The organism is Paenibacillus sp. HW567 (assembly GCF_000374185.1).
Classification (GTDB): domain Bacteria; phylum Bacillota; class Bacilli; order Paenibacillales; family Paenibacillaceae; genus Paenibacillus_AQ.
In genome coordinates this window covers 5,237,802-5,261,428 of the sequence record NZ_KB910518.1, presented here as the reverse complement: position 1 = coordinate 5,261,428, position 23,627 = coordinate 5,237,802, and the positions used below count along the sequence as shown (strand labels likewise).

Below are 23,627 nucleotides of genomic sequence, written 5' to 3'. Positions count from 1 at the left end.
GAATGATTAAGGAAAGTGGAAAATACAGCTATAAATCCATATCCGTGCCGGGAGGCGGATTTGTTACCGGATTTGTTTTTCATCCTGCGGTCCCGGATATTTTATATTGCCGGACGGATATCGGCGGCACGTACCGGTTCGATTTCCAGAATAAATCCTGGGTATCGCTAGTTGATCATGCAACCGATCCGAATATGTGGGAGACCTACCCTCTTGCCATAGCGCTGGACCGGCAACAGCCAAGCTATATTTATGTCATGGTAGGGCTGTATCCTACGCATAAAATTGCCTTTTCCGAGGACTACGGTGCACATTGGGTGTATTTCGACCCCCCTGTTATTGACGAACAAGGCAATACGGCGACGATTCATGGAAATGCACCTGGCCGTTCCACGGGGGAGCGGTTGGTTGTAGATCCAAATGACTCGAATATTCTGTATATGGGCACGATGGAAGACGGCTTATGGAAGACTGTTGACCGGTGCGCAACCTGGACCAGGCTTGCGGTAGCTTCTCCGGGGAAAGACCCGGAAACCAACATCGCTTTTGTAGAAATTGATTCTACCAGCGGTGTTAGTGGCAGTGCCTCCAAGCGGATTATCGTGGCTACCAGCGGCCAGCAAGGCTCTCCAGGGGATAACGTTCGCGGGCAGAGCGTATATATCAGCCATGATGCTGGGATCACCTTCCAGCCTTTAGCGGGAGAACCGTCACCGGTTACCGGCGGGTCTACGGATTATCCCGGCTATGTGGGACAACGGGCTGCTTTTAGCGGGAAATATTTATTTGTATCCTACGCCGCATATAACATTGGATGGTCGAATTGGAACAGCTACGGCTGCGATACGGGAAAATGTTATGACGGAGCTCTTGTCCGCTACGAGCTGGATAGCAATGGAGCTGTCGTAGAAGCTCTGGAGGTTACGCCTCCTAACATCGTGGAGCCTCATTTCCATGACCCGGAAGCACCGGAGCGCAAGCTGGGCTATGGAATTAGCGGAATCTGTGCAGATTCACAAATTCCAGGTACCCTGATCTGCTCGACGATCACGGCCTCACCGGACACGATTTACCGTTCAACCGATGATGGATTGACGTGGAAGCCGATCATGTCGGGGCTGAACATCGGGAAAATTGATTTTAATGTGTCTTACCAGAGACCTGAATACAACGGCAATGACTCCCTGATCCACTGGATGGCAGATGTGAAAATCAATCCGTTCAACAGCGATATGGCGCTCTTTAATACCGGTGCCGGCATCTTCATGACGATGGATTTGACCGGGGCGGATCAAGATAAGACAGTGACTTGGGCTTGCTGCAATACAGGCGTCGAAGAAACCGTTCACTTGAACATATACTCTCCACCGGCTGGTGATGTTCAATTGATTGATATCATTGGCGATTATGGCGGCTTTGTATTTACCGATCTGGATCAGCCTGCGGAGAATACCTTTGCCAACCACAACCAGGACAGATGGATCACGGCTATGAACGCGGATTATCCCGACAGCAATCCAAATCTGTTAGTGACAACACCCCGGGGGAACTGGAAAGGGAAGACCAAAGGAGGGCTGATCCTGTCGAGGGATCAAGGCCGCACATGGGAGCAATTAAGCAATCCTGTTGGCCTTGGCGAGGCTGTGGATGATTGGGTCCGTTTCTTGCAGACACCGAATGTAACCTCGGGATGGACTGCCATATCTGCCGACGGAGAGGCAATTCTCTGGGTGCTGGGACTTCCGGTGTATGCATCCAGACTGGTCTATACGCATAACCTTGGAGAGACCTGGAATAAGTCTCAAGTATATGATGGTGAAGGGAACCTGCTTGACGGAGATTCGCTGCCATTTAAGGTCATGTCTGATCGTGTCCATCCGGAACTTTTCTATGGTTTTAGTGACAATGCCAATGGCAAGGGATTCTATGTCAGTCTCGACAAGGGCAAAAGCTTTCATCAACTGCAAGCGCCGGATGGATTTCCTGAGCTTGATCTTGCCGGGATCGATAGTGAGCAGCATTACGAGATTCGGGTCGAGTCGGGCAATGAGGGTGTAATCTGGATGGCTATGCAGCAGTACGGGCTTTGGCGGGTGGCCTATGATCGTGCGCAGCATGTCTTTTCCGGGCAGCGGGTTTCGCAGGCAGGTGACTTTATCAAGAGAATCGGTCTTGGCAAGCCCAGTGAAGGAAGCGACATCCCAACGCTGTTCACCAGCGGAACGATCCAAGGAGAGTATGGTTTCTATCGTTCCCATGATGAAGGCGTTAGCTGGAAGCGGATTAATGACGACAACCATCAATATGGTGACATCCGCTCCATAACAGGCGACCCGAGAGTGTTCGGACGGATTTACGTGGCAACCGGGACAAGAGGGTTAGTGTATGGCGATATTATTTGGGAAGAGTAGATAGGATTTAAGCCAAAAGACGCTTTGGGGACCGCTTCCCTAGAGCGTCTTTATTTTATCTGCGTTCATTTCTCCGTCTGTTCAGTCATGAGCCGCCACTTGCAGCGGGATCAAGCTCTATTTCATCGGAGAGCATCATCCGCTGTTCCCCAATATAAGCCTCGGCGTGATACACATAACCTTGTTGTTCATCGGTTAATTCGGCATTCCAGTCGCGGTTATCGGTGTCTGAGTAATTTCCAAAGATTGCACAAACTGTACATTCAAGTTCAAAGTGTACATATGAACCCCCTATATAGTCCGTGTTATGATGACAAATGTACAAAAAAACACGATGTAGGGGGACTAGAAGTGAAATTGGTAAGGGGGAACTTCACGCGGAGTGTGGCTTTTCGCTTGATTGTATCATATGCTGTGATTTTAAGTATCCCTGTCATTCTTAGTTTCATTATATACGGGCAGACAAGAGGGATTGTGAAGCGTGAGATCGAACTGGCGAGCAGCGCCATGCTTCAGCAGGTGAGGTATATCGTGGACGGCGAGCTGCTTCAGACAGAAAGTCTGGCTACACAGCTATCGGTTCATTCGGATGTTCGTAAACTTTTGGCTTCATCCAAAAAGGTAAACGCTTACAACATTTATGAAATGAAGCAGGAGCTTAATAAATTGTTGTCCGCGAACGATTTTATTCAAGGCATTTACATCTATTCTAAGCCCCTGCAGGCGGTTCTCTCAAGTGAAACGTATTTAAATGAACGGGATTTTTACGAGATCAAGCTTCAGACAGAAACATTCGCTTACGAGGATTGGCTGGAGGTAATCAACCGGAATCAGTCGGGGGATTATATGATGCTTCCGGTTGAGAATCAAGGGAAGATTGCCTATACGCCTGCCTATATCCGGTCGCTGCCGACGCAAATGGCGAAAGAATCGGCGGGTACGCTCATTATTACACTCGATGTAGAGAAGATTATGACCATGCTGGCAAACATTGATTGGGTGGAGCGGGGACAAGTATTCATTATGGATACAAATAATCAAATTCTGATTCAAAACTCCGGCAAACTGACGGCAGCCTCAACACTGCATCAGGAGTGGAATGACCGCGGGACCGGCACCTTTACCGGCACATTCCAGAAGGAGAGGTCGATGATTACGATTGAATCGTCTGATACGACGGGGTGGAAGTACATCAGTGTATTTCCGACCGACGTATTTTGGGAGCGGGTCCGGGCTATCCGGAATTTGAACTTATTCGGACTGCTGGTATGCTTTGCATTTGGCGGTGCAGTCATTTATTATTTCGCCCGTAAAAACTACGATCCGATCAAAGAATTGGTTAGCGTCTTTTCCCGGAGCAAGGTGCAGAGAAACGGAACCTACATGGACGAGTATACGTTCATTCGGAGAAGTGTGCTTGAGACCATCCGTGAGCGGGACGACATGAACAATAAGCATGATCAGCAGCTTCGGCTCCTGCAGGATTATTATCTGGGAAGATTATTGAAAGGCCAGGCTGACCGCAATGTCCCGCTTAAGGAGCTGGCGAAGGTGCACAATCTGTCATGGACAAGTGAGCGCTTCGCGGTGTTGCTGTTATATATCGACAGCGACGAGGGAGAATTGAAGGATCTGGTCTTGTCGCAGTTTATTGTCTCCAATATTGTTGCGGATTCGGTCGGTGACCACTTGACGATTCATTTTACGGATGTGGATGGCATGCTTGCGGCAGTTGTGAATGTCCACCCGGATCACGCGGAGCGGTGGAAGGACGATATAGAGGATGATCTGGCACGGGCATACGAATTCATCAAGGAGCGGTATAAGCTTCGTTTCACAACAGTAGGAAGTGAGCTGCAAACCGGCCTCGGCGGCATACATCAGGCATTTCTTCAAGCTCTGGAGACTCAGGAATACCGTATTGTGCTGGGGGAAAGGATGCTGATCTGGTATGGGAACATCAAGCCGGGCGGGAGCAGTTATTTCTTCAATGTGAACGACCAGTTGATCCTGATAAACTTCTTGAAAGCCGACGAATTCGGCAAAGCGAAGCAAATGATCGACGATGTTATACAACAAGCGTTCCAGCGGGAAATGTCACATGAAATCGTGAAGTGTGTTCTGCTGGATATAGCCACGACGCTGCTCAAGACGATTCCTGACCAAGAGCAGGCCGGTATTGCATGGGATGAATGGCGTCCGCTCAAGCGGCTGCTGTCCTGCTCCACGAAGATGGAATTTCAGCAGGAGCTCGCGGACATATTCGAGCGGGTGTGCAGCGTGCTCCGCAGCAGGGTCAGCACACAGACGAACGCCGGGATTGGGGAGAGCGTTATTGAGTTCGTGAAGGAGAACTACAGCGACAAGAACCTAAGCGTGTCACAAATAGGAGACGTATTTCGATTGACGCCACAGTACGTATCCCGATTGTTCAGCGAGCAGACGGGGCAAGGGGGGCTGCATGACTATATTAGCCATACCCGGGTACAGGCAGCCAAGGTGCTTTTATTAGAAGGAGTCAGTATTGATGAGACGGGAGCCAGGGTCGGATTCTCCAGCAGCCATGCGTTTATTCGCGTATTCAAGAAATATGAAGGCATCACGCCTGGAAAATACAAGACGATTCAATAACACTCGCGAAAAGGTTCATCCGTTTCAAGATGTCACCCGTCTTTTCCTTGTTATCGTACATCATTTGATGTTAATGAACATTGATGGCCCGGGGCGGTTTCGATACATTAATGGTGCGGCTGAACCGCGGTCAGCACTTGAAATGACGAGGATTACGAGATTTTTGAAAGGAAGTGATGCCTTAATGGCAGCTCAAACGCAGCTCAAGGCTTCTACGCAAATCAAGGCAGCAGATCAAACGCCGCTTTGGGTACACGTTAAAAAAGAATGGAAGCTGTATTCGTTCCTGGTCCTCCCTGTCATCTACTTTATTATCTTCAAGTATGTACCCATGCTCGGGAACATTATTGCCTTTCGGAAGTATAGAGGCGGTCCGAATATTTTGGGGACGGAATGGGTGGGATTCACGTACTTCGAGATGTTTATGAAGGACCCGACGTTCTGGAGAGCATTCTTTAATGATCTAACCTTAAGCGTTAGCTACCTGGTGGTCAAATTCCCGCTTACCCTGCTGTTCGCCTTGCTGCTGAACGAAATACGGCGGATCAGGTGGAAAAAGTTCGTGCAGACGGTATCATATCTTCCCCATTTTATATCCATGGTTATCGTGGCGGGAATGCTTAAGGAAATTCTCTCCCTGACGGGACCGCTCAACAATTTGTTGGCAACGCTGGGGCTGGAGAAGATTTCGTTTATTTCTTTGCCGGGATGGTTTCCAACAATTTATGTCACCTCAGGCGTGTGGCAAAGTCTGGGCTGGGGGACGATTCTCTATTTGGCAGCGATGACGAATATTGATCCGTCACTGTATGAAGCGGCCAAAATGGATGGAGCCAACCGGATGCGCTTGGCGAAGCATATCACGATTCCCGGCATTCTGCCAACAGTCATGGTGCTCTTGATTTTGGATATCGGCAGCATCATGAGCTCGAATTTCGAGAAGATCCTGCTCTTGTACAATCCGCTTACTTATGAAACGGCGGACGTTGTCTCCACCTATGTGTACCGGATGGGGATCACTGGCGGCAACTTCAGCTATGCAACGGCGGTAGGATTGTTCGAAGGCATTATTGGACTGATCCTGGTGACGACTGCCAACACAATCTCGAAGCGGACTACGAAATCCAGCTTGTGGTAAGAAAGGAGCAGATCAAGTGAAACGCAGCTCAAGCTTTAGCCTGTTCAATCTTGTAAACGGATTATTTATGATAGTGATCGTCCTATTCACCCTATATCCGTTCGTTTATCTCGTGGCCCAGTCCTTCAGCTCAGAGGCAGCGATCTATGCCGGTAAGGTGACGATTTTTCCGGTGGAATTTACGACCAAGACCTATGAAGTTATCTTAAGCAAACCCGACTTCTTCCGTTATTACGGGAACACGATTCTGTATTCCGTAATCGGCACATTTATCGCGGTGGCTGCGACGGCGGTCATGTCCTATCCGCTTTCAAAAGAAAAGCTGCGCCTCAATAAGTTTTTTATACCGTTCGTGCTGTTCACGATGTATTTCGGCGGCGGGCTCATTCCCAACTACATCCTGATTGCCAAATCATTAGATATGCGGGATACGATCTGGGCCATTGTCATTCCGGGCGCAATCAGCGCCTTCAATGTCATCTTGATGAAGACATTCTTCGCCGGATTGCCGTACGAATTGGAAGAAGCGGGACGGGTAGATGGTCTGGGTGTGTTCGGGATTTTTACCCGAATTATTCTTCCTTTATCCAAGCCGATTCTGGTAACGATAATGCTGTTCGTTATGGTCGGCATGTGGAACAACTGGTTCGGGCCTTCCCTCTATCTGCAGTCAAAGGATAAATGGCCTGTTGCCTTGTACCTGAAGCAAATTATCGACAATGCGGTCAGCCCGACCGAAATCGGGGCCACCTCTGATCAGAGCGGCCAAATTGCGGCAAGCGTCAAATCGACGGCGATGGTGCTTACCTCGTTACCGATTATCTGCATGTACCCTTTTGTGCAGAAGTACTTCGTGCAGGGGATGATGATCGGAGCCGTCAAGGGGTGATTGATATAACTGGAAGCGGATATTTCGTTTCCTTTATATACAAGCTTGAACCACAAAGGGGAGGCAGAACAAATGAGATTCGGTAAACCAGCTACAATGGCAGGGATGGCGTTGATGCTCGTGTTAATGACGGCATGCTCTTCCGGTAACAACACATCTTCGGGCAATAATAAGCCTGTTGAGACGAAGGCGGCCAACAACGCACAAGCAGGCGAGGCGAAGGATTATACCTTTGGTGAAGCCCAGACGTTCCACTCTAATGAGCCTGTAAGCTACTCGATGATGTATAGTGACCATGAGAATTACCCTTATAAAAAGGACTGGAGGCTCTGGAGCGCCATTCAGGAAAAAACGAACGTGAGCTTCGATTTGGCGATTACAGCCAGAACGGAATACGAGAATCAAAAGTCCTTACTCGTTAACAGCGGTGATGCGCCTTATATTATTCCCAAGACTTATGATGAATCCGCTTTCGTGACAACAGGTCAGATTGTAGCCATCAGCGATTGGGTGAAATACATGCCGAACTATATGAAGGCCGTCAAGGATTGGGGCATGGAAGAGGATCTGAAAGCCAAGATGAAGGAGGACGGGAAATATTATGTTCTTCCAGGCATGTGGGAGATTGCCGGCGGCGGTTATTCCTATATTATACGCAAGGATGTGTTTGAAGCGGCGGGCGTGGATGTCGAAGGGCAGCAAGGAAATTGGACCTACGAAGACTTCTATGCAGCGATGAAGAAGGTCAAAGATTATACCGGAGCAAAATATGTGCTCTCCGATCAGTTCAAGGGCGATTCAGCTCTGAATATTGCCGCCGTCCAGTATGGCGTTACCGGTGGCTGGGGACTGGCCAATGGACTTAACTTCGACTTTGAGAAGAAGCAATTCACCTTTGCCGATAACTCGGAGGATTTCAAAAGCTATCTGGGTTATTTTAATAAACTGGTTAACGATGGGATTATGGACCCTGAATCCTTCACGCAGGAAGACGATGCAGCCAAAGCCAAGTTCTTCAAGGGTGATACCTACGTGATTAGCGGGATTTATCAGGTTCTGGCAGACTTCAAGAGCAAAATGCAAGATCCGAAGAGCGAATTGTATATGATTACACAGCCCGGCGGACCGAAAGGAAAGCTTCAGGTCGAGAATTCACGTCTGGAGAACGGAATTATGATCAGCAAGAATGCACTCGATGATTTGGGTGAAGAAGGCTTTATTAAGATGCTCCGTTTCATAGACTGGTTATGGTATTCCAATGAAGGTCAAATGCTCAGCTTGTGGGGCGTAGAAGGCGAAACGTATACTCTGGATACGAACGGAAATGTCGTGCTCAACCCGGAAATTTATTACAACGGAATGAACGAAGGGGCGGCAAAGCAGTTGAACACCGATTTCGGCTTCGCCGGGGGCGTGTTCGCATACGGAGGCTCTGAAAAGCTCAGAATGTCCAAGATGACCGACGGTGAAAAGGACTTCGTGACCCGCGTGCAGGAGACACGCGAGACCCGTAAGCTGGTGCCGCCGATCATGGCGACTCCTGAAGAAAGCGAACAGATGAAATTGATCTCGACGCCGCTGATGGATTACGTCAAGACGATGACCTTGAAGTTCATTACCGGTCAGGAAAGCTTCGACAAATGGGATAGTTATAAGGCTCAGGTTGAAGCAAATGGCAGTACGCGGTATACGGACATGGCGAACGATGTTTTTGAGAAGACTAAGGGCTTGTTAGGGTATTAAGACCTGAAGAAAAGACTAGGTGCGTGATCTTCCGAAGGAGGATGCACCTGGTCTTTTTTGTAGCTGACGCTGGCATACGGCTTATGACGCGAGTGTACTGGTTTCACCTGTGATTTTTATAGGTACGAAGTAATCCATTTGACCATAGCCCATTGCCTGCATTGCGGATTGGGGAGTAGTGACATTGCCCAGGTATTCTCTCGTGGGATCTTCTTCGAAACAAGCTCTGCTGGATATGAACGCTTTGATTGAATGGATGACTTCAGTGCTGTCCTTGCCATCCACTTCAGTTGCCACTGCATAGAGGCCGCCGGGGAAATCCACGATTTCAAAATCATCAGGAACGTCCATCCCTTCATGATACATGAAATACCATACAAAGCCGCCCCTCTGCTTATCCATCCACAAAAAATCTTCGGGAAACATGGTTTTAGGCTGCTTGCTGAACCATTCGTCGAATTTCTCAAGCTTTCCGTCGCCGAACATGCCGCACTCCGAGGATACCATTTTACATGCCGGAATTTCATAAACACGTACATTTTCCATACTGCATTCCTCCCCTTCTTAACTTTGTGATAACCTCATTTTACCAATCATCCCTGTGTCAAAGTCAAATCTTAAAAATTGTGGTAATGCAGAGTGCAAAAGGATTTGATAAGGTAAAGAGGTGGGGGGATCAGCAATGGATAAATCTATCCGTTTCAGGAGGTCTATACAGCATATTGAGGAGCATTTGCATGACAGCATTCATCTCGAGCAAGCCGCACAAGCCGGGTTCACCTCGCTAATGCAGCTTTATCGTGATTTCTATACCTATACGGGACACTCGGTTAAGGAATACATTCGCAAACGCCGGCTCTCTAGTGCCCTCAGTCTGATTAAATGCTCGGAGCTGCCGCTTGCCGAGATCGCATATTCTTGCGGCTACAGCTCGCAGCAGGCCTTATGCAAAGGTGTGAAATCCGCTACTGCCATGACACCGCTGGAATACCGGAAGAGTGAAGCCTACTATTATTTCCCCAGATTCGACACCAATGCGGTAAGGCAGGTCACTGTGATGCAAGAGACCATTCCCATGGCCATATGGGTCAAATTCTATCATCCCAAGCTGCAAGGTATTGAACATCAGGCACTCTGTGCGCTGAGGTCGCTGCTTCCTGAATACCAGGGCAGAATCTTCGGCAAAAATGGACAGCAGCTTGGCAGCCGGTTCTGCTACGAAATCTCTGTGGAATATGATCCTGCCGTGCTGAACAAGCTGAGAAACAGCGTTTTTCTTGAAGCAAGTGTGCTTCCCGAGTCCAGTCTGACCTTCGCCAAAACCACAGTCAAGAACGATGAGCAGGAGATCGGACTGGCGTGGAACTACCTGTACTATAGCTGGCTGAAGACCAGCATGTTCACGCAGGATAACGAGAGCTATTTTGAAGAATACATACAGAAGGCTGGAGCCGTGAAGAAGCTTGTTCTATATATGCCTGTGACGAGGCGGAAGGATTACAACAAAATCAGTCTGGTGAACTGTGAAAGCATGCTGTTTCTGGTGTCGTCCAGGGAGGGGGTTCATGCAGAGGAAGAGGCTTCGCAAGCGGTGATGAACTATCTTTCGCGGCATAATCCCGGTGCGATAAGAAGGGCCAGACAATTCTATGTTGCCAGAGCGGGGATGAACTGCACCTGCGGCATCAGAATTGAACAGGAACTACTGGGGCTTCCCCCGGATAGCGGGTTTGAGAATGTGCGGCATGAAGCAGGCAGTTATGCTGTTATCGAGAGCGGCTGCTGCAGTGACAGCGGGGTATTTGAAGCGCTTTTGGATACATGGATTAATGAAAGCGGATTCAATAAGGGCTCGCAGCCTGCTTTTACCACTTACGAGACAGACGGTACATTTGAAGCGGAAGCGATTAAGACGAGAGTATGGATTAAGCTGGAAAATGTTAAAAACGGATAATACAGAATGTCCCCTCTCATATACACTTGGGTGTGAGAATATTCAGCGAAGGTGGAATGCACGATGAACAAGCACAGAAAGGCGATGCCGGAGCAAGCAGCCGAAGGTTATAGTCCCCTTGTAAAGCCAGCAATCTTACGAATAGCGGAGGAGATAAACATGGAGATTCAGGATGAAATTTTCGTTCAGCAAGTCAGTGAGTTCTGCAGCCTTGTGGACAGGCCGGAAATGAAGCTTGTGGGCATTGCGCTGCCCATTACCTACGAAAGCCGGGGCTACGGCGGTTTTTATGGCTTTGAGCATGCAAACTGTATTATGAACGATTATTTTTTCACCAAAAAATTGATCGCAGAAGGCGATATGGCCTTGCTCTCCGGCATCATCGGTGGACAGCTCCGCAGCAGAGACATTGTTACGGTGAGAACAGAGGTTGGCGGCGACGGCAATTACAAGGTCATTGTGGGCTATGAAATAGGCAGCTTTGAAGCCCTGCCGGATGCTTTACCGGAATATGCGGAGACGGTTACCGTGCCTGCCTGCCGTTACGCAAAAGTTCTCATTAACGAGACCAAGCAAGCAGACCGGATCGGCTACGGGGAGCGGATGCATGCAGATGAATACTTTATTGGCTCCTTCCGCGAGGATACAGGTTATGTCTACAACCCGGCGGGGTACGGATTTAATACTTACGATGCTTTGGGAGATATTCTTACCAAATATGAGCCAGTGAAGCTTCCATCAAGCGATTCGGAGCGCTACGGCTCTTTGCGCTTCAAGCCGGTTGTTCTCCCGGAAATGAAGATTGCCTGCAGCATGACTCCGCCGGACTCCGAGGAATTTGTGATTTCCAAGTATTTCGGCGTCCAGGATCAGGTATTTGCTACCGAGGCAGCCAAATACTATTTGCATGATTACTACGGGTTCCCTACGAACAGCGATCAGGAAGGGAAGATCAATTCCTGCTTTGGCACAAGGGTCAGCAGCTTTGAAGGGATTCCTGATTGCGTCGAAAAGCTTACGCTGCCAGGCGGGATTTATCTGCACATTACCCAGCTTGAAGTGAACGGAGATAATCCATCCCTTCCGTATGATGCGGCCTTTAACCATCTCGAAGAGCTGTTTCTGTCCTCTCATCCTGAGTACCAGCGCGACTGGAGCAGACATGTGATCGCCCGGTTCCGGCAGGCCAATTGCGCTTCTGTGTTTGTGCCACTTATGAAGTGAATTGAGCGCAATAAGCGGGACACGCTGCACGTTGAGTGCTGTGTGTGTTTGTGAGAGAATAGTCACAGAGGAATACAGGAGTATTCTCTCTTAACCGCATGGACCTCACAGAGAAGGAAGTGGACAAGCTATGGATTTGGAAATGGTTATGCAGGAGCTTGAAGCCCGCGGTAAGGAACGGACCAAGAAAATTTATATGTCCAACGGCGCGCATGAACCGCTTTTTGGCGTCGCTACAGGAGAGATGAAGCCTATCGCCAGGAAGCTCAAACATAACCAGCCGTTGGCTGAGCAGCTTTACAGCACCGGAAACTACGATGCCATGTATTTTGCAGGCGTAATCGCAGAGCCCAAAGCAATGACCGCAGCGGATTTTGAACGATGGATAGAGGCCGCATATTTTTACATGCTGTCCGATTTTGTGGTTGCAGTAACCTTGGCAGAGACAGATATAGCGCAAGAGGTTGCCGATAAATGGATCGCATCGGGTGAAGAGCTGAGAATGTCAGCGGGCTGGAGCTGCTATTGCTGGCTACTCGGCAACCGCCCGGATAGCGAATTTTCCGAATCTAAGCTTTCCGGTATGCTTGAACAGGTACAACAGACAATTCATGAATCTCCCGAGCGGACCAAATACGCCATGAATACTTTTATATACACAGTGGGGGTATCCTATTTGCCGCTCCATGATAAGGCAGTCAGCATTGCAGCAGCAGTAGGTCCGGTAGAAGTCAAACGGGATAAGAAAAAAAGCAGCTTCCTGAACGCTTCGGAAAATATTCAAAAGGCGATAGCGAGAGGGCAGCTTGGGTTCAAACGCAAATATGTAAGGTGCTAAGCTAACTCCATTTGTCTGTGGAAAAATGACATCACCTGCTCAGCGGTTCGGTCAGGATAATCAATTCCTTTGGCCTGGCAAATTTCCGCTGCGTCCTGTTTGAACAAAGTCATGCACCGCGCTGCGGCTGCTTCTAAATCGTGAAAGTCTGCATTGGTACAATAGCCCTTCAGATGCTGCTGCTTCTCTTCCGGCACACAGAGCTTTACTTTGCTCTCCCATGCCCCCCAATCCAGACTGTCATACCGGCTTAACAGCAGATCAACATGCGCATGGAACAAGATATCCATATTTTTGATGATTTTGAAGAGATCCTGCCGCTTAAAATATTTAATGAGCATCTCTAGGTGTAACCAGTAGGTGTCCATAGCCCTGACAGGATCGGGGAGTTCATTATCTGTACGGTACCCTTTATCGAGGAACGCCGCGGCTTCTCCGGTTCTGTCAAAAATAAGCTGTTCCCTTGTACAGCCCTTGCAATGCTGTCTGCACATCCAATCTTCGGGATAATTCGAGTTGATGATGAAGAAATCGAACTGGTGCAATTGGTCGCCCAGACGAATCACACTGCAATAGTTTTTGAAATGCGCATCATTAAAGCTCTCCCCCCAGAACACGATAAGCTCATCCGAAGCTGCTGCAAGCAATTGTGGAACCTCTGCGGCAAAGGCTTCAAAGTCCTGGTCTGCTACGAGAAAAACAGGATCATAATCCGAATACATATCCTCCGTTCCTCTGCTAATCGACCCGTAATGCCATCCGCCTTTGCAGCGCTGGTCTTTTTTTAAAATTGCCACCACTCTGTTAAAGGCCGCCTCTAAATCCTTATGCATGAGATCGCTTCCAATCGTTGTTTGATGCTGTCATAGTATCACAAACGCTCCTGGAAAAATTGCTCGTTTTTAACCAGTTGTAATACGATTTCATGCACGGCCCGTAAATTTCTGGTATAGATGCGTATACTCAAACTCTACCTTGTCTAATTGGGCATGTACGCCCATTATTTATATGTGACATTCCAAATGTTAGGAGACGATGTTCATAAAAATGAATGATTATGTAATCCGAAATCCGCAAGAGGAAGATGCAGCGCAGATTGAAAGACTGGATGTTATTCTTAACCTGCTGTTTCTGTATCATGGCGATTTGGACAAGCGAAATATGTTCTGCGCGGTCAATGGAGATGGGGAGCTTGTAGCTGTGGCCTATCTGATGGAGCATGATACCTTTCATGCGGTCCGGCAGGAGGGAGATTTTGTCCGCTATCTGACTTTTGAGATAACCTTTGCGGAGAATAAGGAAGATGAGCGTATCAAGGATGCGCTGACCACTGCGTTGCTCGGACGGGCGAGAGAGATTAAAGCGCAGTACCCGGATAAGCGGATTGTGCTGGCTAACTATATTGACACGGATAATCTGCAAGAATTAAGCTATTATCTTGCACGCGGATTTACTATCTTTGATACGATTGTGGTATTAGAAAAAGAAACCGGCTCTTGCTTAACCAAGCGAGAGCCGGTTTCTTTGCGAACCGGCAGGCAGATGGCCCCCGATTCCATGCTTTTGGTTCTTAAGCCTCCATCTTCTGCGCCGTGTAGAGCCTGTGATACAGCCCCTGGCGGGCCATCAGCTCATCATGCGAGCCGCTCTCGGCGATGCCTTTGTTCGAGACATACATGATGCGGTCGCAGTTTTTGACGGTAGACAGCCGGTGCGCGATAATGAACGAGGTTCGGCCCTTGAGCAGCTCATTCAGACCCCGCTGGAGCAAACGCTCTGTCTTCGCGTCAATGGAAGAGGTCGCTTCGTCCAGGATCAGAATGCGCGGATCGGCCAGGAGTGTTCTGGCGAATGAGATAAGCTGCCGCTGCCCTTGGGACAGCTTGGAGCCGCGCTCGTTGACCTCCGTCAGGTAGCCCTTCTCAAATTCACGGATGAAATCGTCGGCACATACTGCCTTCGCCGCAGCAATGACCTCCTCCTCCGTAGCATCCAGTCTGCCGTAACGGATGTTGTCCAGAATCGTGCCGGAGAAGATGAAGCTGTCCTGCAGCATGATTCCCATCTGGCTCCGCAAGGACTTCAGCGTAATCTGCGAGATGTCCTGGCCGTCAATCAGAATTTCGCCGCCGGTAAGGTTATAGAAGCGGGAGATCAGATTGACAACGGTTGTTTTGCCTGCGCCTGTCGGTCCTACCAGGGCAACGCTCTCTCCCGCTTTGACATCGAAGGAGATATTCTCCAGAATGTTCAAGCCCGGATCATAGGCGAAGGTCACGTTGTCAAATGTGACCCGGCCCTGAACGGACGGAAGCTCCCCTGCATTCGGAATATCACTGACGGTAACCGGCTCATCCAGCGTTTCGAAGATGCGCTCAAGGTAGGCAACGGCATTGATAAAGTTGTTGTACAGGTTCGAGAGGTTCAGGATCGGCTGCCAGAAGCGGGCGGCGTAGGTGCTCATGGCCAGAATAACGCCAAACGTTACGTCCTTGGGGTCCAGGGTCAGGAGGCCCACAAGAAAAATCAACGCTGAAACGATGGTAGACAGGTTATCGACCGAAAACGGGATCAGCAGGTTGAAATTCATCGCCCGCATCCATTCCTTGCGGAAATTGCCGGCCAGCCGCGTGAAGATGCCCTCATTGTGCTGCTCACGGGAGAAAATCTGCGTCACGCCAATGCCGCTGATGCTCTCCTGCAAATAGGCGTTCAGGTTGGAGCTCTTGTTGGACACAGCCTGCCAGGCCCGCCGCTGCCGGGTTTTGATCAGCAGCATAATGCCCATGAACACAGGCAATCCGGCAAGAATGACGAACGAGAGCCGGACATCGACGGCGAACATGAATGCGGCGATAAAGACCAGGTTAACGATTTCGAGAATAAAGTTGATAATCCCGTTGGATAACACATCCGACACGGAGTTGACGTAGTTCACGACCCGGATCAGGATTTTGCCCTGCGGGCGGTCATCGTAATATTTGAACGGCAGCTCCTGCAAATGCTTGAACAGATCCGTACGGATGTCAAAAATAATATCCTGCCCCACGCTCGTCATGATACGCGAGCGGATAGTAGCCAGAATCACGCTGACCACAATCGTCAGCAGCATTAACACTGACCAGCCGAGCAGTGCAAGCTTATCCTTCGCGGGAATGGTGACGTCCACCACATGCTGCATAATAAGCGGTGCGGACAATCCAACCGCTGCCGAGATCGCACTGAGCACAAAGGCAACAATCATCGGCGTTTTCTTCCGTTTAATATAGACCATTGCCCGCCGGAAGTGCTTGATGTCAAAAGGGGATTCCAGGTTCTCGTCGACGTCGAATTTATTTCTGGCCATGAGCGGTCACCTGCCTTCCAATACCCTCGTTCTGCAGCATAAATACATCGTAGTAATACCCCCGCTGCGCCAGCAGCTCGGCGTGGGTGCCTTCCTCAATCAGCCGTCCGCCGTCCAGGATAAGGATACGGTCAGCCTCTGCTGTGGTGGATACCCGCTGTGCGATGATGAGCTTCGTGCAGGGATAATCCAGCTCGCGCAGGCTTTTCTGAATATGCTCTTCGGTCTCCAGATCGACGGCGGAGGTCGTGTCATCCAGAATCAGAATGGGACGGTGGACCGCCAGAGCACGGGCGAGCGCAATACGCTGCTTCTGTCCTCCGGACAGACCGACCCCGCGTTCACCGACAACGGTATCATACCCTTCAGGCATGCGCGAGATGAAGTCATGTGCGGCTGCCAGTCCGGCATATTCGATTACATTTTCCTCCGGCAATTCAGGGTCGCCATAGGCGATGTTTCCGTCGATGGTATCGGAGAACAGGAGCACGTCCTGGGTCGCCATGCCGATGTTGCCGCGCAGCTCATCCAGCTCCAGCTCACGGACATCCACACCGTCTACCAGCACGCGCCCGCCGGACACATCATAGAAGCGCGGGATCAGATTAATGAGCGATGTTTTGCCTGAGCCTGTTGAGCCCATAATAGCAATCGTTTCCCCCGGCTCCACCGTGAAGCTGACATCGTTCAGCACTGTAGCGCTATCATATTTGAAGCTGACATGCTCAAAGGCAAGGCGGCCTTCATAACGTCGTTTGCTCACCGGCGTATGCTCGTTGACAATCGAAGGATGGGCGTAATAAATCTCGACGATCTTGCTCAAGCTGGCAAAAAAACGCTGAATATCATTAATAATAATGCCGATGTTGCGCATAGGGTTAGCTATAGCCCAGACCAGTGAAGAGAAGGCTGCGAATTCGCCAAAGGTGATCCGGCCGTTCATCAGGAACAGTCCGCCGGACAGCAACAGGATAACGTTGAAGGCCTGGGCGAAGGTTTCCAGATACGGAAAGTAATCGAGCCAGACGAGTGCGGCTTTTTTGTTCGCCGTGGAAAAGTTGACATTCTTCTCCGTGAATTTCTCAATCTCGAATTCTTCACGCGCGAAAGCCTTGACTACCCGGTTGCCTGAAATATTCTCCTGGGTAGTGGTGTTAAGCTGGGACAGCCGTTCACGCAGGTCCACATACATAGGCCGGACGTGTTTGGCAAATATGTAGGCCACGATAAAAATCAGCGGCGCCAGCGTCAGCATCCACAGCGTCAGCCCGGTATCAATGGTGAAGAAATAGATAACGGCGGCAACGAAGATGGTGAAGGATTCAATGATTGTTTTGATAATCCATGCCATCGAGTGCCGGACCATATCGAGGTCGCCTGTCATTTTGGTCATCAAATCGCCTGTACGGTTATGGTCGTAATATTCTCTGTCTTGTCCCTGAATCTTGTTATACAGATAAATGCGGATACGGTAGAGCATGTTCTGTGAGGACCACTCATACTGCATGGTCGTTAGATATGCAAGACCTGTGCGCAGCAGGGAGAATCCGATCATCCCAAGGCAGAGTGCAATAAGCAGCCCCCGCTTATCCGTCAGATTCTGCATGGCATTGTCGCCCGCAATAAACGTATCGACAATGCGCTGGCTAAGGTACGGGTTCACTATGGTCAGACTTGAGCCAATTACCGATAGACACAGCGCCAGAATATACCGCGCCCGGTTGCCCTCCAGATTCTGCCACAGCCATTTTAATTCAAACATCTGATCACCTGTTTCTGTGTGTTCTTAATTCCCTGAGGTCGCCGCTGCTGCTGCCGCCGTTGCCGCAGCCGCCGCACTTGCGGCTTGCTGCGCAATCACAATATTGGTAATGCTGGTGGAGAGCACCGTGCTCACAACGCCGCTTTTCACCTCATCCACATACTTAAATGCCACCAGCCCGGCCGACAGCAGCAGCAATTCCTGCTTCGTAATGGACCAACTGCCGAAGCCCTTTTTGGTGCGCAAAAAATCGTACGTCTCTGAGACATCGTTCACGATATTCTCCTTGCTGCCGGGAAGCAGCGACAGTACGCCAAGCGAGGACAGGGTATATTCTTTGTCCATTCGAAGGCCCCGATCACGGAAGGCATCGCTTAAGGCGATTACCCGGAAAGCTGACTCTGAGGAATCTCCTCCAAGAACCAGCACCTGGGTTAGAGCCTGCACGCTGTTCCCGGACAGGAACTCGGGCTTCAGCGTTGCATAGAGCTGCTCCATGCGTTCAACACCGCTGTGAACATCAATATCGGAAAGGCCGAGCATCGCGGCGAAAATATAGTCGTCCTGTCCTGTGAGGAAACGGTGCTTCGCCTTCATGCCGTCGTAGAATGCTTTTGTCCGTTCTACAGTCCGTTGAAAATGCTCCGGCGCCGTATTGGCAGCAATCTGATAGGCGGCAATGACGAGATAATCCGAGGCTCTGAATTTGACGTTCTTCAACAGCTCATACACGGCCATAGTGTTTGTAAGCTGCGTCCCCTTGTGGGCGGAAAGAGAGAGCATCGCGGCAATACTGATTACAGAATTCCCTCTAAACGCCGAGAAGCTTCCGGTATTATCCTTGATTAGCTCATAGCTCGCCCGGATCGCTTCATCGTCGGCAATTTTGTTCTCCGCGGTGTAGAGCAGCGCCGAGAGCCGGTTGACCATTGGATTTTTCCAGACGAAGACCTTCTTAACCCGCTGCGAGTTTTCCGCGAATAATTCAAGCCTGGCTGTATAAGGCTCCTTCAATAGACACACTCCTTAACAAAAATAGAAATTATTTAACATAATGATTATGGATATATTTTCATACTACTACAAAATGCAAAAGTTGTGGACATTCATCTGTTTTTCAGATTAGGTGTTTATAATACTTCTATCCCATTGCCGTAAGAATATGCTTTCGAAGCTAGTTTTGTTTGAAGCCATATCGACGAAGCATCGCTCACAAAACTTTTAGGAGGTTATCCATTGATAAGGGGAACTCAGCGAATATTGTATTTCATGTTTGCTTTTTTTACAGCGCTTTTTATCGCTTCCTCTTTTTTTCTCAGGGCGGAGTATAACTATTTCGCATTTGGCGATAAGCCGGTGCTGGAGCAGCAGCAGCCGGTTCTTTTTATAGCGCTGATTGCAATCGTCCTTGCACTCAGCTTCGTCCTGTACAGAATGGGCTTGAGGCTTAACAGGTACAGCGCCAAAATCGTGATTCCGGCTACGCTCCTGTTTTCTTTTGCCATTCAAATTGTGATCATCTTCCTGTTCACCAGACTGCCGACGGATGATTCGCAAACGGTGCTGTCACTGGCAATGGATATGCTGTATCGGAAGGATTATTCCTCCTTTCAAACGGGGGGATATCTGCACATGTTCCCATTCCAGTTCTCCATCGTCCTGTACCTAAAAACGCTGCTGCAGTTATTTCCCGATAACTATCTGGTAATCAAAATATTCAACATCCTGTTCTCACTTGTCACGACGCTAATGATCTACTTGCTGTATAAGGAGCTGGACTATAAGTCCAAGCAGCATGACTATGGTGTTCTGGTATTTGCCGCAACCTATATTCCGTCCCTGTTCATGAGCAATCTTATTTATAACGATGTAATTGCGACGGCTTTTCTGACCAGCGCTTTATATTTCGCCATCCGGTTCATCCGAAGTAAGTCTATGAAGGATATTCTGCTTGCGGCAATCCTGTTGGCTATCGGCAATTATTTCAGAAGCATCGGGATCATCTTTTTAATCGCCATAATTGCTAGTCTTTTGTTCAGCTTGCGTGCTCTGGGCGTCAGGAAGGCTATCGCTGCTTTGTGCTTAACGGTTCTGCTGTTCAACGTTCCGGGCTGGACTCAGAATGCCGTGCTGCAGGGAACGGGCATCGTAGATGAGCCGGTGAGCCGAAATTCCGCACCTGTCTATATGTGGCTGAATATGGGGATCAATCTGGAGACGCTGGGGTTCTGGGATAACCAGGAGAGCTACAACATCTACCAGAGAGAAGCGAACTATAACAAGGCGGAAAGTGTGGAGCTGTTCAAGGAATCTATCCGCAATAAAATCTCCGGCGCCACGGTGGGCGAATTAGTGGAAATGTACTATAAGAAGCTGGTATGGACCTGGACGGAAGGGACCTATCAGATGGAAAGATACGGCCTTGGCAATGATAGCTCGTCCGGCAATGGAGGAAGAATGGGCTTTGTGATGGACCGCTATGTGTATAGTACGTTTGCTTCGGATTTGTTCAAGGGAGATTCGAAGTACAGAAGCGGGCTGCTCTGGGTGCTGTATGTGATGAATTTTCTGATGTACTGTTTCATTCTCGTCCGGTTGATCGGCGGCATCTTAGCCAAAAGGTTCGAGGAGACCTCCTTGATACTGGTGGTGCTCGGGTTCATCGGGTTCTACCTGTTATGGGAGATCAAATCCCGGTATATTTATCCGGTGTATCCGCTCTTGATCGTGTTGTCCTACATGGGATTTAAAGACGTCTATAATTATATGTTCAGGAAAAGGGGGGCAAAAGATGCGGACTAAGAGAGGGTATATCTCTTTGCTGATCGTAGTGCTTGCCTGCTCTATGGTGCTTGCCTCGTGTGAGGCTATAACCGCCCAAAAGATCACGGATTCGGACTCCGGCTCCAGGATGAACGGGTTCCCGGGAAGGAACGGCGGCATGAATTTTAACGGGGGAGGCCGTGGCATGGATGGCGGCGGCCCCGGTATGAATGGGAGAACACAAAGAAACGGCGGTCAAGGGCAAGGTCAAGGAACGGACGGCGGAACAAGCGGCAGAAGGTGAGCATAAGCCTTAGATTCAGCGGGAGAGAGACCCGGGACTCGATTCCGGCGGATGCTCTTTCCCGCTAGACCCGCTTTACACCTGAACGCTGTATTTCTTCCACTTTCTGACCTTTGCCCGGAAGGTTGTGAAAGGGGCAGCCGAATTGATGTGAATCCATCTGGCCATCGGCCAGTTCTCCTTATTGCCTGTCCATTTGCGGACGCCTTGTGTGAAAAGCTCTTCCCCGTCAATGTGCCGACCCAGTCCAGCCACTGCTGCTCCGCCTGTCGGAATAAGTCCCGCAGCTCAGAAATGGAATATTCGGCGTATGTCTCGTAAAAGGACTGGTACAGTCCGCCAAGCTGGTTCCATTTATAGCCCGGGGCGGGCATGACCACTTCACGGCCTTCCCGTTCGGCTTCATCCCAGCCCATCACAAGCTGAAGCCAGCCAAGCTGGTAGGCGATGATTTCCGCCGGGGTTTTATCCACCTCGGGTATTCTGGTATCCCGCTGGCTGTTACCTATGTTCTCAAATTCTGCGTCCAGAAGCACATATTTGGCGTGGATACTTTCCACTAAGTCCGCTTTAGACAAATATTCATAGCTTGCCATACGCACACCTCGTTTTTAGCTTAGTTATAGCATGGGGGAGTGACAGCAGTATGTCATGTTTATGAATTATATAATCAAGGACTGAAGGCGTGGAGCGGCCCTCCCTCAGGTATTTAAGGGATCTATTCTTCCTCTAAGATTAGCTGTGCAGGCCAGTTTTCCGTCCATCGTTATTACGGCAGCTTCCATATCCTTCATTCCGTTAACTCTATGGATAATTGAAGCAGCATCTAATCCGAACAATTCTGTAGAATAGATATCGCAGTCCAATGACCTGTCAGCAATAACAGTTAAAGAAGCGACGTTACTTTCTATCGGGTAGCCTGTTCTGCTGTTAAATATATGATGGTATTTACTGTCTCCCTTTTCAAGCACTCGCTCATAGATTCCTGACGTAACAACGGATTGATCTCTGATTCTGACAAGTGCTGCCGCATTTCCTCTTGGTAAAAAGGGATTCTGTATTCCGACTTTCCAGTCACTGCCTCCGGAGGGTGAATCTCCATAAACAAGAACATTGCCTCCCATATCTACCATAGCCGAGATAGCCCCATTTAACTTAAATAATTCCATAACCTTATCGGCAAAATAACCCTTAGCGATAGCTCCAAGATCTATCTCCATGCCCTTTTTTAAGAAATAAATGCTGAGTTGCTCATCATCGAGCTGTATATTCTCAGGGTGTAGAAGCTCCAGCACCTTCTCGATCTCTCCAGCTTCTGGCACATGTGCCTCGCGGAACCCTATTCTCCATAATTTTATTAATGGGCCTATCGCAATATTTAAATATGAATTTTCATGCAGACTGTGTTGCTTTCCTGTTTTTATAAGTTCATACAGTTCCTCGTCCACCTGTTGCGGACTTAATGCAGCCGTTTTTTTTAGCATCGCAAGCTGTGAGTTATCACTATTGGCACTGAAGACTTCTTCATAACGTATCAGCATATTCACTGCTTCATGGGCGAGCTTCTCAGCATCCGGTGCTTTTAAATAGAGGGATATTTTTGTTCCCATGAGATGTATAATTTGTGTATACTCATTCATTGCAGCCTCCTACATCGCACATTTTTATCCATGAGTCAGAAAGGTGTTTATCAGGTCATGATCAACATTAGTTAGTGTTCTTTCGGCATGATATGCTATAAAATAATCCAAACTCATCTTATCTACGGGAATTTGATATAGATTGTATTCAGAGGGGCACTCTTCGATATTGATACTTTCAGGCACAAAGGTCAGACCCAAATTATGCTGTGCAAGCTTAAGTACAGTGTATATATCGTTGCTTTCCATAATGATTTCGGGTTGTATCTTATAGACACTTAACAGTTGATCTATCTGTTTTCTGATCGCAGACCCCTTGGAAGTCAGAATCAGCTTTTGACTCAAAATTTTACTGATCTCAATAGTTTCTTCCGGGATGATCGCTACATCTTTTTGGTATAATTCACTGCAGCGTGGGATAATAGCCCGATAGCTATGTCTGCCCCAGCTAACCGAGTTCAAGTTTGGAGAAATATTGCTCGAATTTTGCCCAATCCAAAAGTCCAACTCATTATTTTGTATGAGTTTCTCATTTTTTTCAGGTAAATCCTCCAAAAGATTTATTTTACAAGTAGGGTGAATATCTAAAAAGATGGGAATAAAAAGGGGCATAAGGTAAGAACCAAGGCTAGGAAGCACTCCTATCTTTATGACCTTGCTGTCTGTATTCGATACGTCTGATATCTCCCTAAGAAGCTTTGCATAGCTATTTTCTAATGAGGTTAAATACTGGTAGTATATTTTTCCCTGCTCGGTTAATCTGTAGGGCAGCTTGCTACGATTGATTAGCTCACAGTTCAACTGGCTTTCGACTTTTTTTATAACCTGCGTCAAATAAGGCTGAGAAATATAAAGTGATTTAGCGGCCTTACCATAATTACTGTATTTCAAAAGAGTATCAATATAGTACAGGATATCCTGAGAATGTAATTTTGACATGGTTCACCTCACCCTGCCTTGTGAAAAAAATAACATGTTTGGGTT

At 48.7% G+C, this 23,627-nt stretch carries 18 protein-coding genes and 1 pseudogene; 11 read left to right on the top strand and 8 right to left on the bottom strand.

What is annotated here, in order from left to right:
• Positions 1 to 2 precede the first annotated feature (2 nt).
• The 5 genes from B212_RS0123315 to B212_RS0123295 all read left to right on the top strand — a co-directional run bounded on the left by B212_RS0123315 (position 3) and on the right by B212_RS0123295 (position 8,812).
• Entirely contained in the window at positions 3 to 2,411 is a 2,409-nt protein-coding gene (locus tag B212_RS0123315; RefSeq protein ID WP_019913552.1) for a hypothetical protein, read from the top strand.
• Between the two features lie 351 nt (positions 2,412 to 2,762).
• On the top strand, positions 2,763 to 5,042 hold the full coding sequence (locus tag B212_RS0123310) for an AraC family transcriptional regulator (protein WP_019913551.1): 2,280 nt from the start codon (positions 2,763 to 2,765) through the stop codon (positions 5,040 to 5,042).
• A gap of 184 nt (positions 5,043 to 5,226) precedes the next feature.
• Positions 5,227 to 6,180 carry an ABC transporter permease gene (locus B212_RS0123305; RefSeq protein ID WP_019913550.1) on the top strand — a complete coding sequence of 318 codons (954 nt, stop codon included), beginning with the start codon at positions 5,227 to 5,229 and terminating at the stop codon, positions 6,178 to 6,180.
• A 16-nt stretch (positions 6,181 to 6,196) separates the two neighbouring features.
• Positions 6,197 to 7,069: a carbohydrate ABC transporter permease gene (locus B212_RS0123300; protein WP_019913549.1), complete on the top strand. Its 873-nt coding sequence runs from the start codon at positions 6,197 to 6,199 to the stop codon at positions 7,067 to 7,069.
• Positions 7,070 to 7,141: 72 nt separating this feature from the next.
• Entirely contained in the window at positions 7,142 to 8,812 is a 1,671-nt protein-coding gene (locus tag B212_RS0123295; RefSeq protein WP_019913548.1) for an ABC transporter substrate-binding protein, read from the top strand.
• Positions 8,813 to 8,893: 81 nt separating this feature from the next.
• On the opposite strand, the gene B212_RS0123290 is transcribed toward B212_RS0123295, so the two are convergent.
• Positions 8,894 to 9,358 (bottom strand): hypothetical protein, encoded by a 465-nt coding sequence (locus B212_RS0123290; RefSeq protein WP_019913546.1) that lies wholly within the window; start codon positions 9,356 to 9,358, stop codon positions 8,894 to 8,896.
• Positions 9,359 to 9,494: 136 nt separating this feature from the next.
• On the opposite strand from B212_RS0123290, the gene B212_RS0123285 reads away from it, so the two are divergent.
• From B212_RS0123285 to B212_RS0123275, 3 genes are all read left to right on the top strand, one after another.
• Complete coding sequence (locus B212_RS0123285) at positions 9,495 to 10,766, top strand: helix-turn-helix domain-containing protein (RefSeq protein WP_019913544.1); 1,272 nt, start codon at positions 9,495 to 9,497, stop codon at positions 10,764 to 10,766.
• Between the two features lie 63 nt (positions 10,767 to 10,829).
• Positions 10,830 to 11,990 carry a GyrI-like domain-containing protein gene (locus B212_RS0123280; protein WP_019913543.1) on the top strand — a complete coding sequence of 387 codons (1,161 nt, stop codon included), beginning with the start codon at positions 10,830 to 10,832 and terminating at the stop codon, positions 11,988 to 11,990.
• A 130-nt stretch (positions 11,991 to 12,120) separates the two neighbouring features.
• Positions 12,121 to 12,828 (top strand): DNA alkylation repair protein, encoded by a 708-nt coding sequence (locus B212_RS0123275; protein ID WP_019913542.1) that lies wholly within the window; start codon positions 12,121 to 12,123, stop codon positions 12,826 to 12,828.
• Here the strand turns inward: B212_RS0123275 and B212_RS0123270 are convergent.
• Positions 12,825 to 13,661: an aminoglycoside 6-adenylyltransferase gene (locus tag B212_RS0123270; RefSeq protein WP_019913541.1), complete on the bottom strand. Its 837-nt coding sequence runs from the start codon at positions 13,659 to 13,661 to the stop codon at positions 12,825 to 12,827. The genes B212_RS0123275 and B212_RS0123270 overlap by 4 nt on opposite strands.
• A gap of 214 nt (positions 13,662 to 13,875) precedes the next feature.
• Here B212_RS0123270 and B212_RS34710 point away from each other — a divergent pair, with 214 nt between their 5' ends.
• Entirely contained in the window at positions 13,876 to 14,508 is a 633-nt protein-coding gene (locus B212_RS34710; protein ID WP_156830194.1) for a hypothetical protein, read from the top strand.
• On the opposite strand, the gene B212_RS0123260 is transcribed toward B212_RS34710, so the two are convergent.
• Genes B212_RS0123260 through B212_RS0123250 form a run of 3 tightly spaced genes read right to left on the bottom strand, consistent with a single transcriptional unit; the run spans position 14,399 to position 18,959 of the window.
• The gene (locus B212_RS0123260; protein ID WP_019913539.1) at positions 14,399 to 16,174 is read right to left on the bottom strand and encodes an ABC transporter ATP-binding protein; all 1,776 of its coding nucleotides are present in this window, start codon (positions 16,172 to 16,174) and stop codon (positions 14,399 to 14,401) included. The two genes, B212_RS34710 and B212_RS0123260, sit on opposite strands and share 110 nt — an antisense overlap.
• Positions 16,161 to 17,936 (bottom strand): ABC transporter ATP-binding protein, encoded by a 1,776-nt coding sequence (locus B212_RS0123255; protein ID WP_019913538.1) that lies wholly within the window; start codon positions 17,934 to 17,936, stop codon positions 16,161 to 16,163. The genes B212_RS0123260 and B212_RS0123255 overlap by 14 nt, the downstream gene beginning before the upstream one ends.
• A gap of 24 nt (positions 17,937 to 17,960) precedes the next feature.
• Complete coding sequence (locus B212_RS0123250) at positions 17,961 to 18,959, bottom strand: DUF4003 family protein (RefSeq protein ID WP_232231503.1); 999 nt, start codon at positions 18,957 to 18,959, stop codon at positions 17,961 to 17,963.
• A 213-nt stretch (positions 18,960 to 19,172) separates the two neighbouring features.
• Here B212_RS0123250 and B212_RS0123245 point away from each other — a divergent pair, with 213 nt between their 5' ends.
• On the top strand, positions 19,173 to 20,738 hold the full coding sequence (locus B212_RS0123245; protein ID WP_036668445.1) for a glycosyltransferase family 39 protein: 1,566 nt from the start codon (positions 19,173 to 19,175) through the stop codon (positions 20,736 to 20,738).
• Complete coding sequence (locus B212_RS0123240) at positions 20,728 to 21,003, top strand: hypothetical protein (protein WP_019913535.1); 276 nt, start codon at positions 20,728 to 20,730, stop codon at positions 21,001 to 21,003. Before B212_RS0123245 ends, B212_RS0123240 begins: the two co-directional genes overlap by 11 nt.
• Positions 21,004 to 21,078: 75 nt before the next feature.
• On the opposite strand, the pseudogene B212_RS32255 reads toward B212_RS0123240, so the two are convergent.
• The 3 genes and pseudogenes from B212_RS32255 to B212_RS0123225 form a co-directional block, all read right to left on the bottom strand.
• Positions 21,079 to 21,599 (bottom strand): annotated as a pseudogene (locus tag B212_RS32255) (ClbS/DfsB family four-helix bundle protein).
• A 105-nt stretch (positions 21,600 to 21,704) separates the two neighbouring features.
• The gene (locus tag B212_RS0123230; protein ID WP_019913534.1) at positions 21,705 to 22,643 is read right to left on the bottom strand and encodes an FAD:protein FMN transferase; all 939 of its coding nucleotides are present in this window, start codon (positions 22,641 to 22,643) and stop codon (positions 21,705 to 21,707) included.
• 24 nt (positions 22,644 to 22,667) lie between these two features.
• Positions 22,668 to 23,582 carry a LysR family transcriptional regulator gene (locus B212_RS0123225; RefSeq protein WP_019913533.1) on the bottom strand — a complete coding sequence of 305 codons (915 nt, stop codon included), beginning with the start codon at positions 23,580 to 23,582 and terminating at the stop codon, positions 22,668 to 22,670.
• Between the last annotated feature and the right edge of the window lie 45 nt (positions 23,583 to 23,627).

What these genes read in the sequence shown, in the direction of transcription:
- B212_RS0123315 (WP_019913552.1), top strand. Translation starts at nt 3, where the DNA reads ATGATTAAGGAAAGTGGAAAATACAGCTATAAATCCATATCCGTGCCG.
- B212_RS0123305 (WP_019913550.1), top strand. Translation starts at nt 5,227, where the DNA reads ATGGCAGCTCAAACGCAGCTCAAGGCTTCTACGCAAATCAAGGCAGCA.
- B212_RS0123295 (WP_019913548.1), top strand. Translation starts at nt 7,142, where the DNA reads ATGAGATTCGGTAAACCAGCTACAATGGCAGGGATGGCGTTGATGCTC.
- B212_RS0123290 (WP_019913546.1), bottom strand. Translation starts at nt 9,358, where the DNA reads ATGGAAAATGTACGTGTTTATGAAATTCCGGCATGTAAAATGGTATCC.
- B212_RS0123285 (WP_019913544.1), top strand. Translation starts at nt 9,495, where the DNA reads ATGGATAAATCTATCCGTTTCAGGAGGTCTATACAGCATATTGAGGAG.
- B212_RS0123280 (WP_019913543.1), top strand. Translation starts at nt 10,830, where the DNA reads ATGAACAAGCACAGAAAGGCGATGCCGGAGCAAGCAGCCGAAGGTTAT.
- B212_RS0123275 (WP_019913542.1), top strand. Translation starts at nt 12,121, where the DNA reads ATGGATTTGGAAATGGTTATGCAGGAGCTTGAAGCCCGCGGTAAGGAA.
- B212_RS0123270 (WP_019913541.1), bottom strand. Translation starts at nt 13,661, where the DNA reads ATGCATAAGGATTTAGAGGCGGCCTTTAACAGAGTGGTGGCAATTTTA.
- B212_RS34710 (WP_156830194.1), top strand. Translation starts at nt 13,876, where the DNA reads ATGAATGATTATGTAATCCGAAATCCGCAAGAGGAAGATGCAGCGCAG.
- B212_RS0123260 (WP_019913539.1), bottom strand. Translation starts at nt 16,174, where the DNA reads ATGGCCAGAAATAAATTCGACGTCGACGAGAACCTGGAATCCCCTTTT.
- B212_RS0123255 (WP_019913538.1), bottom strand. Translation starts at nt 17,936, where the DNA reads ATGTTTGAATTAAAATGGCTGTGGCAGAATCTGGAGGGCAACCGGGCG.
- B212_RS0123240 (WP_019913535.1), top strand. Translation starts at nt 20,728, where the DNA reads ATGCGGACTAAGAGAGGGTATATCTCTTTGCTGATCGTAGTGCTTGCC.
- B212_RS0123230 (WP_019913534.1), bottom strand. Translation starts at nt 22,643, where the DNA reads ATGAATGAGTATACACAAATTATACATCTCATGGGAACAAAAATATCC.
- B212_RS0123225 (WP_019913533.1), bottom strand. Translation starts at nt 23,582, where the DNA reads ATGTCAAAATTACATTCTCAGGATATCCTGTACTATATTGATACTCTT.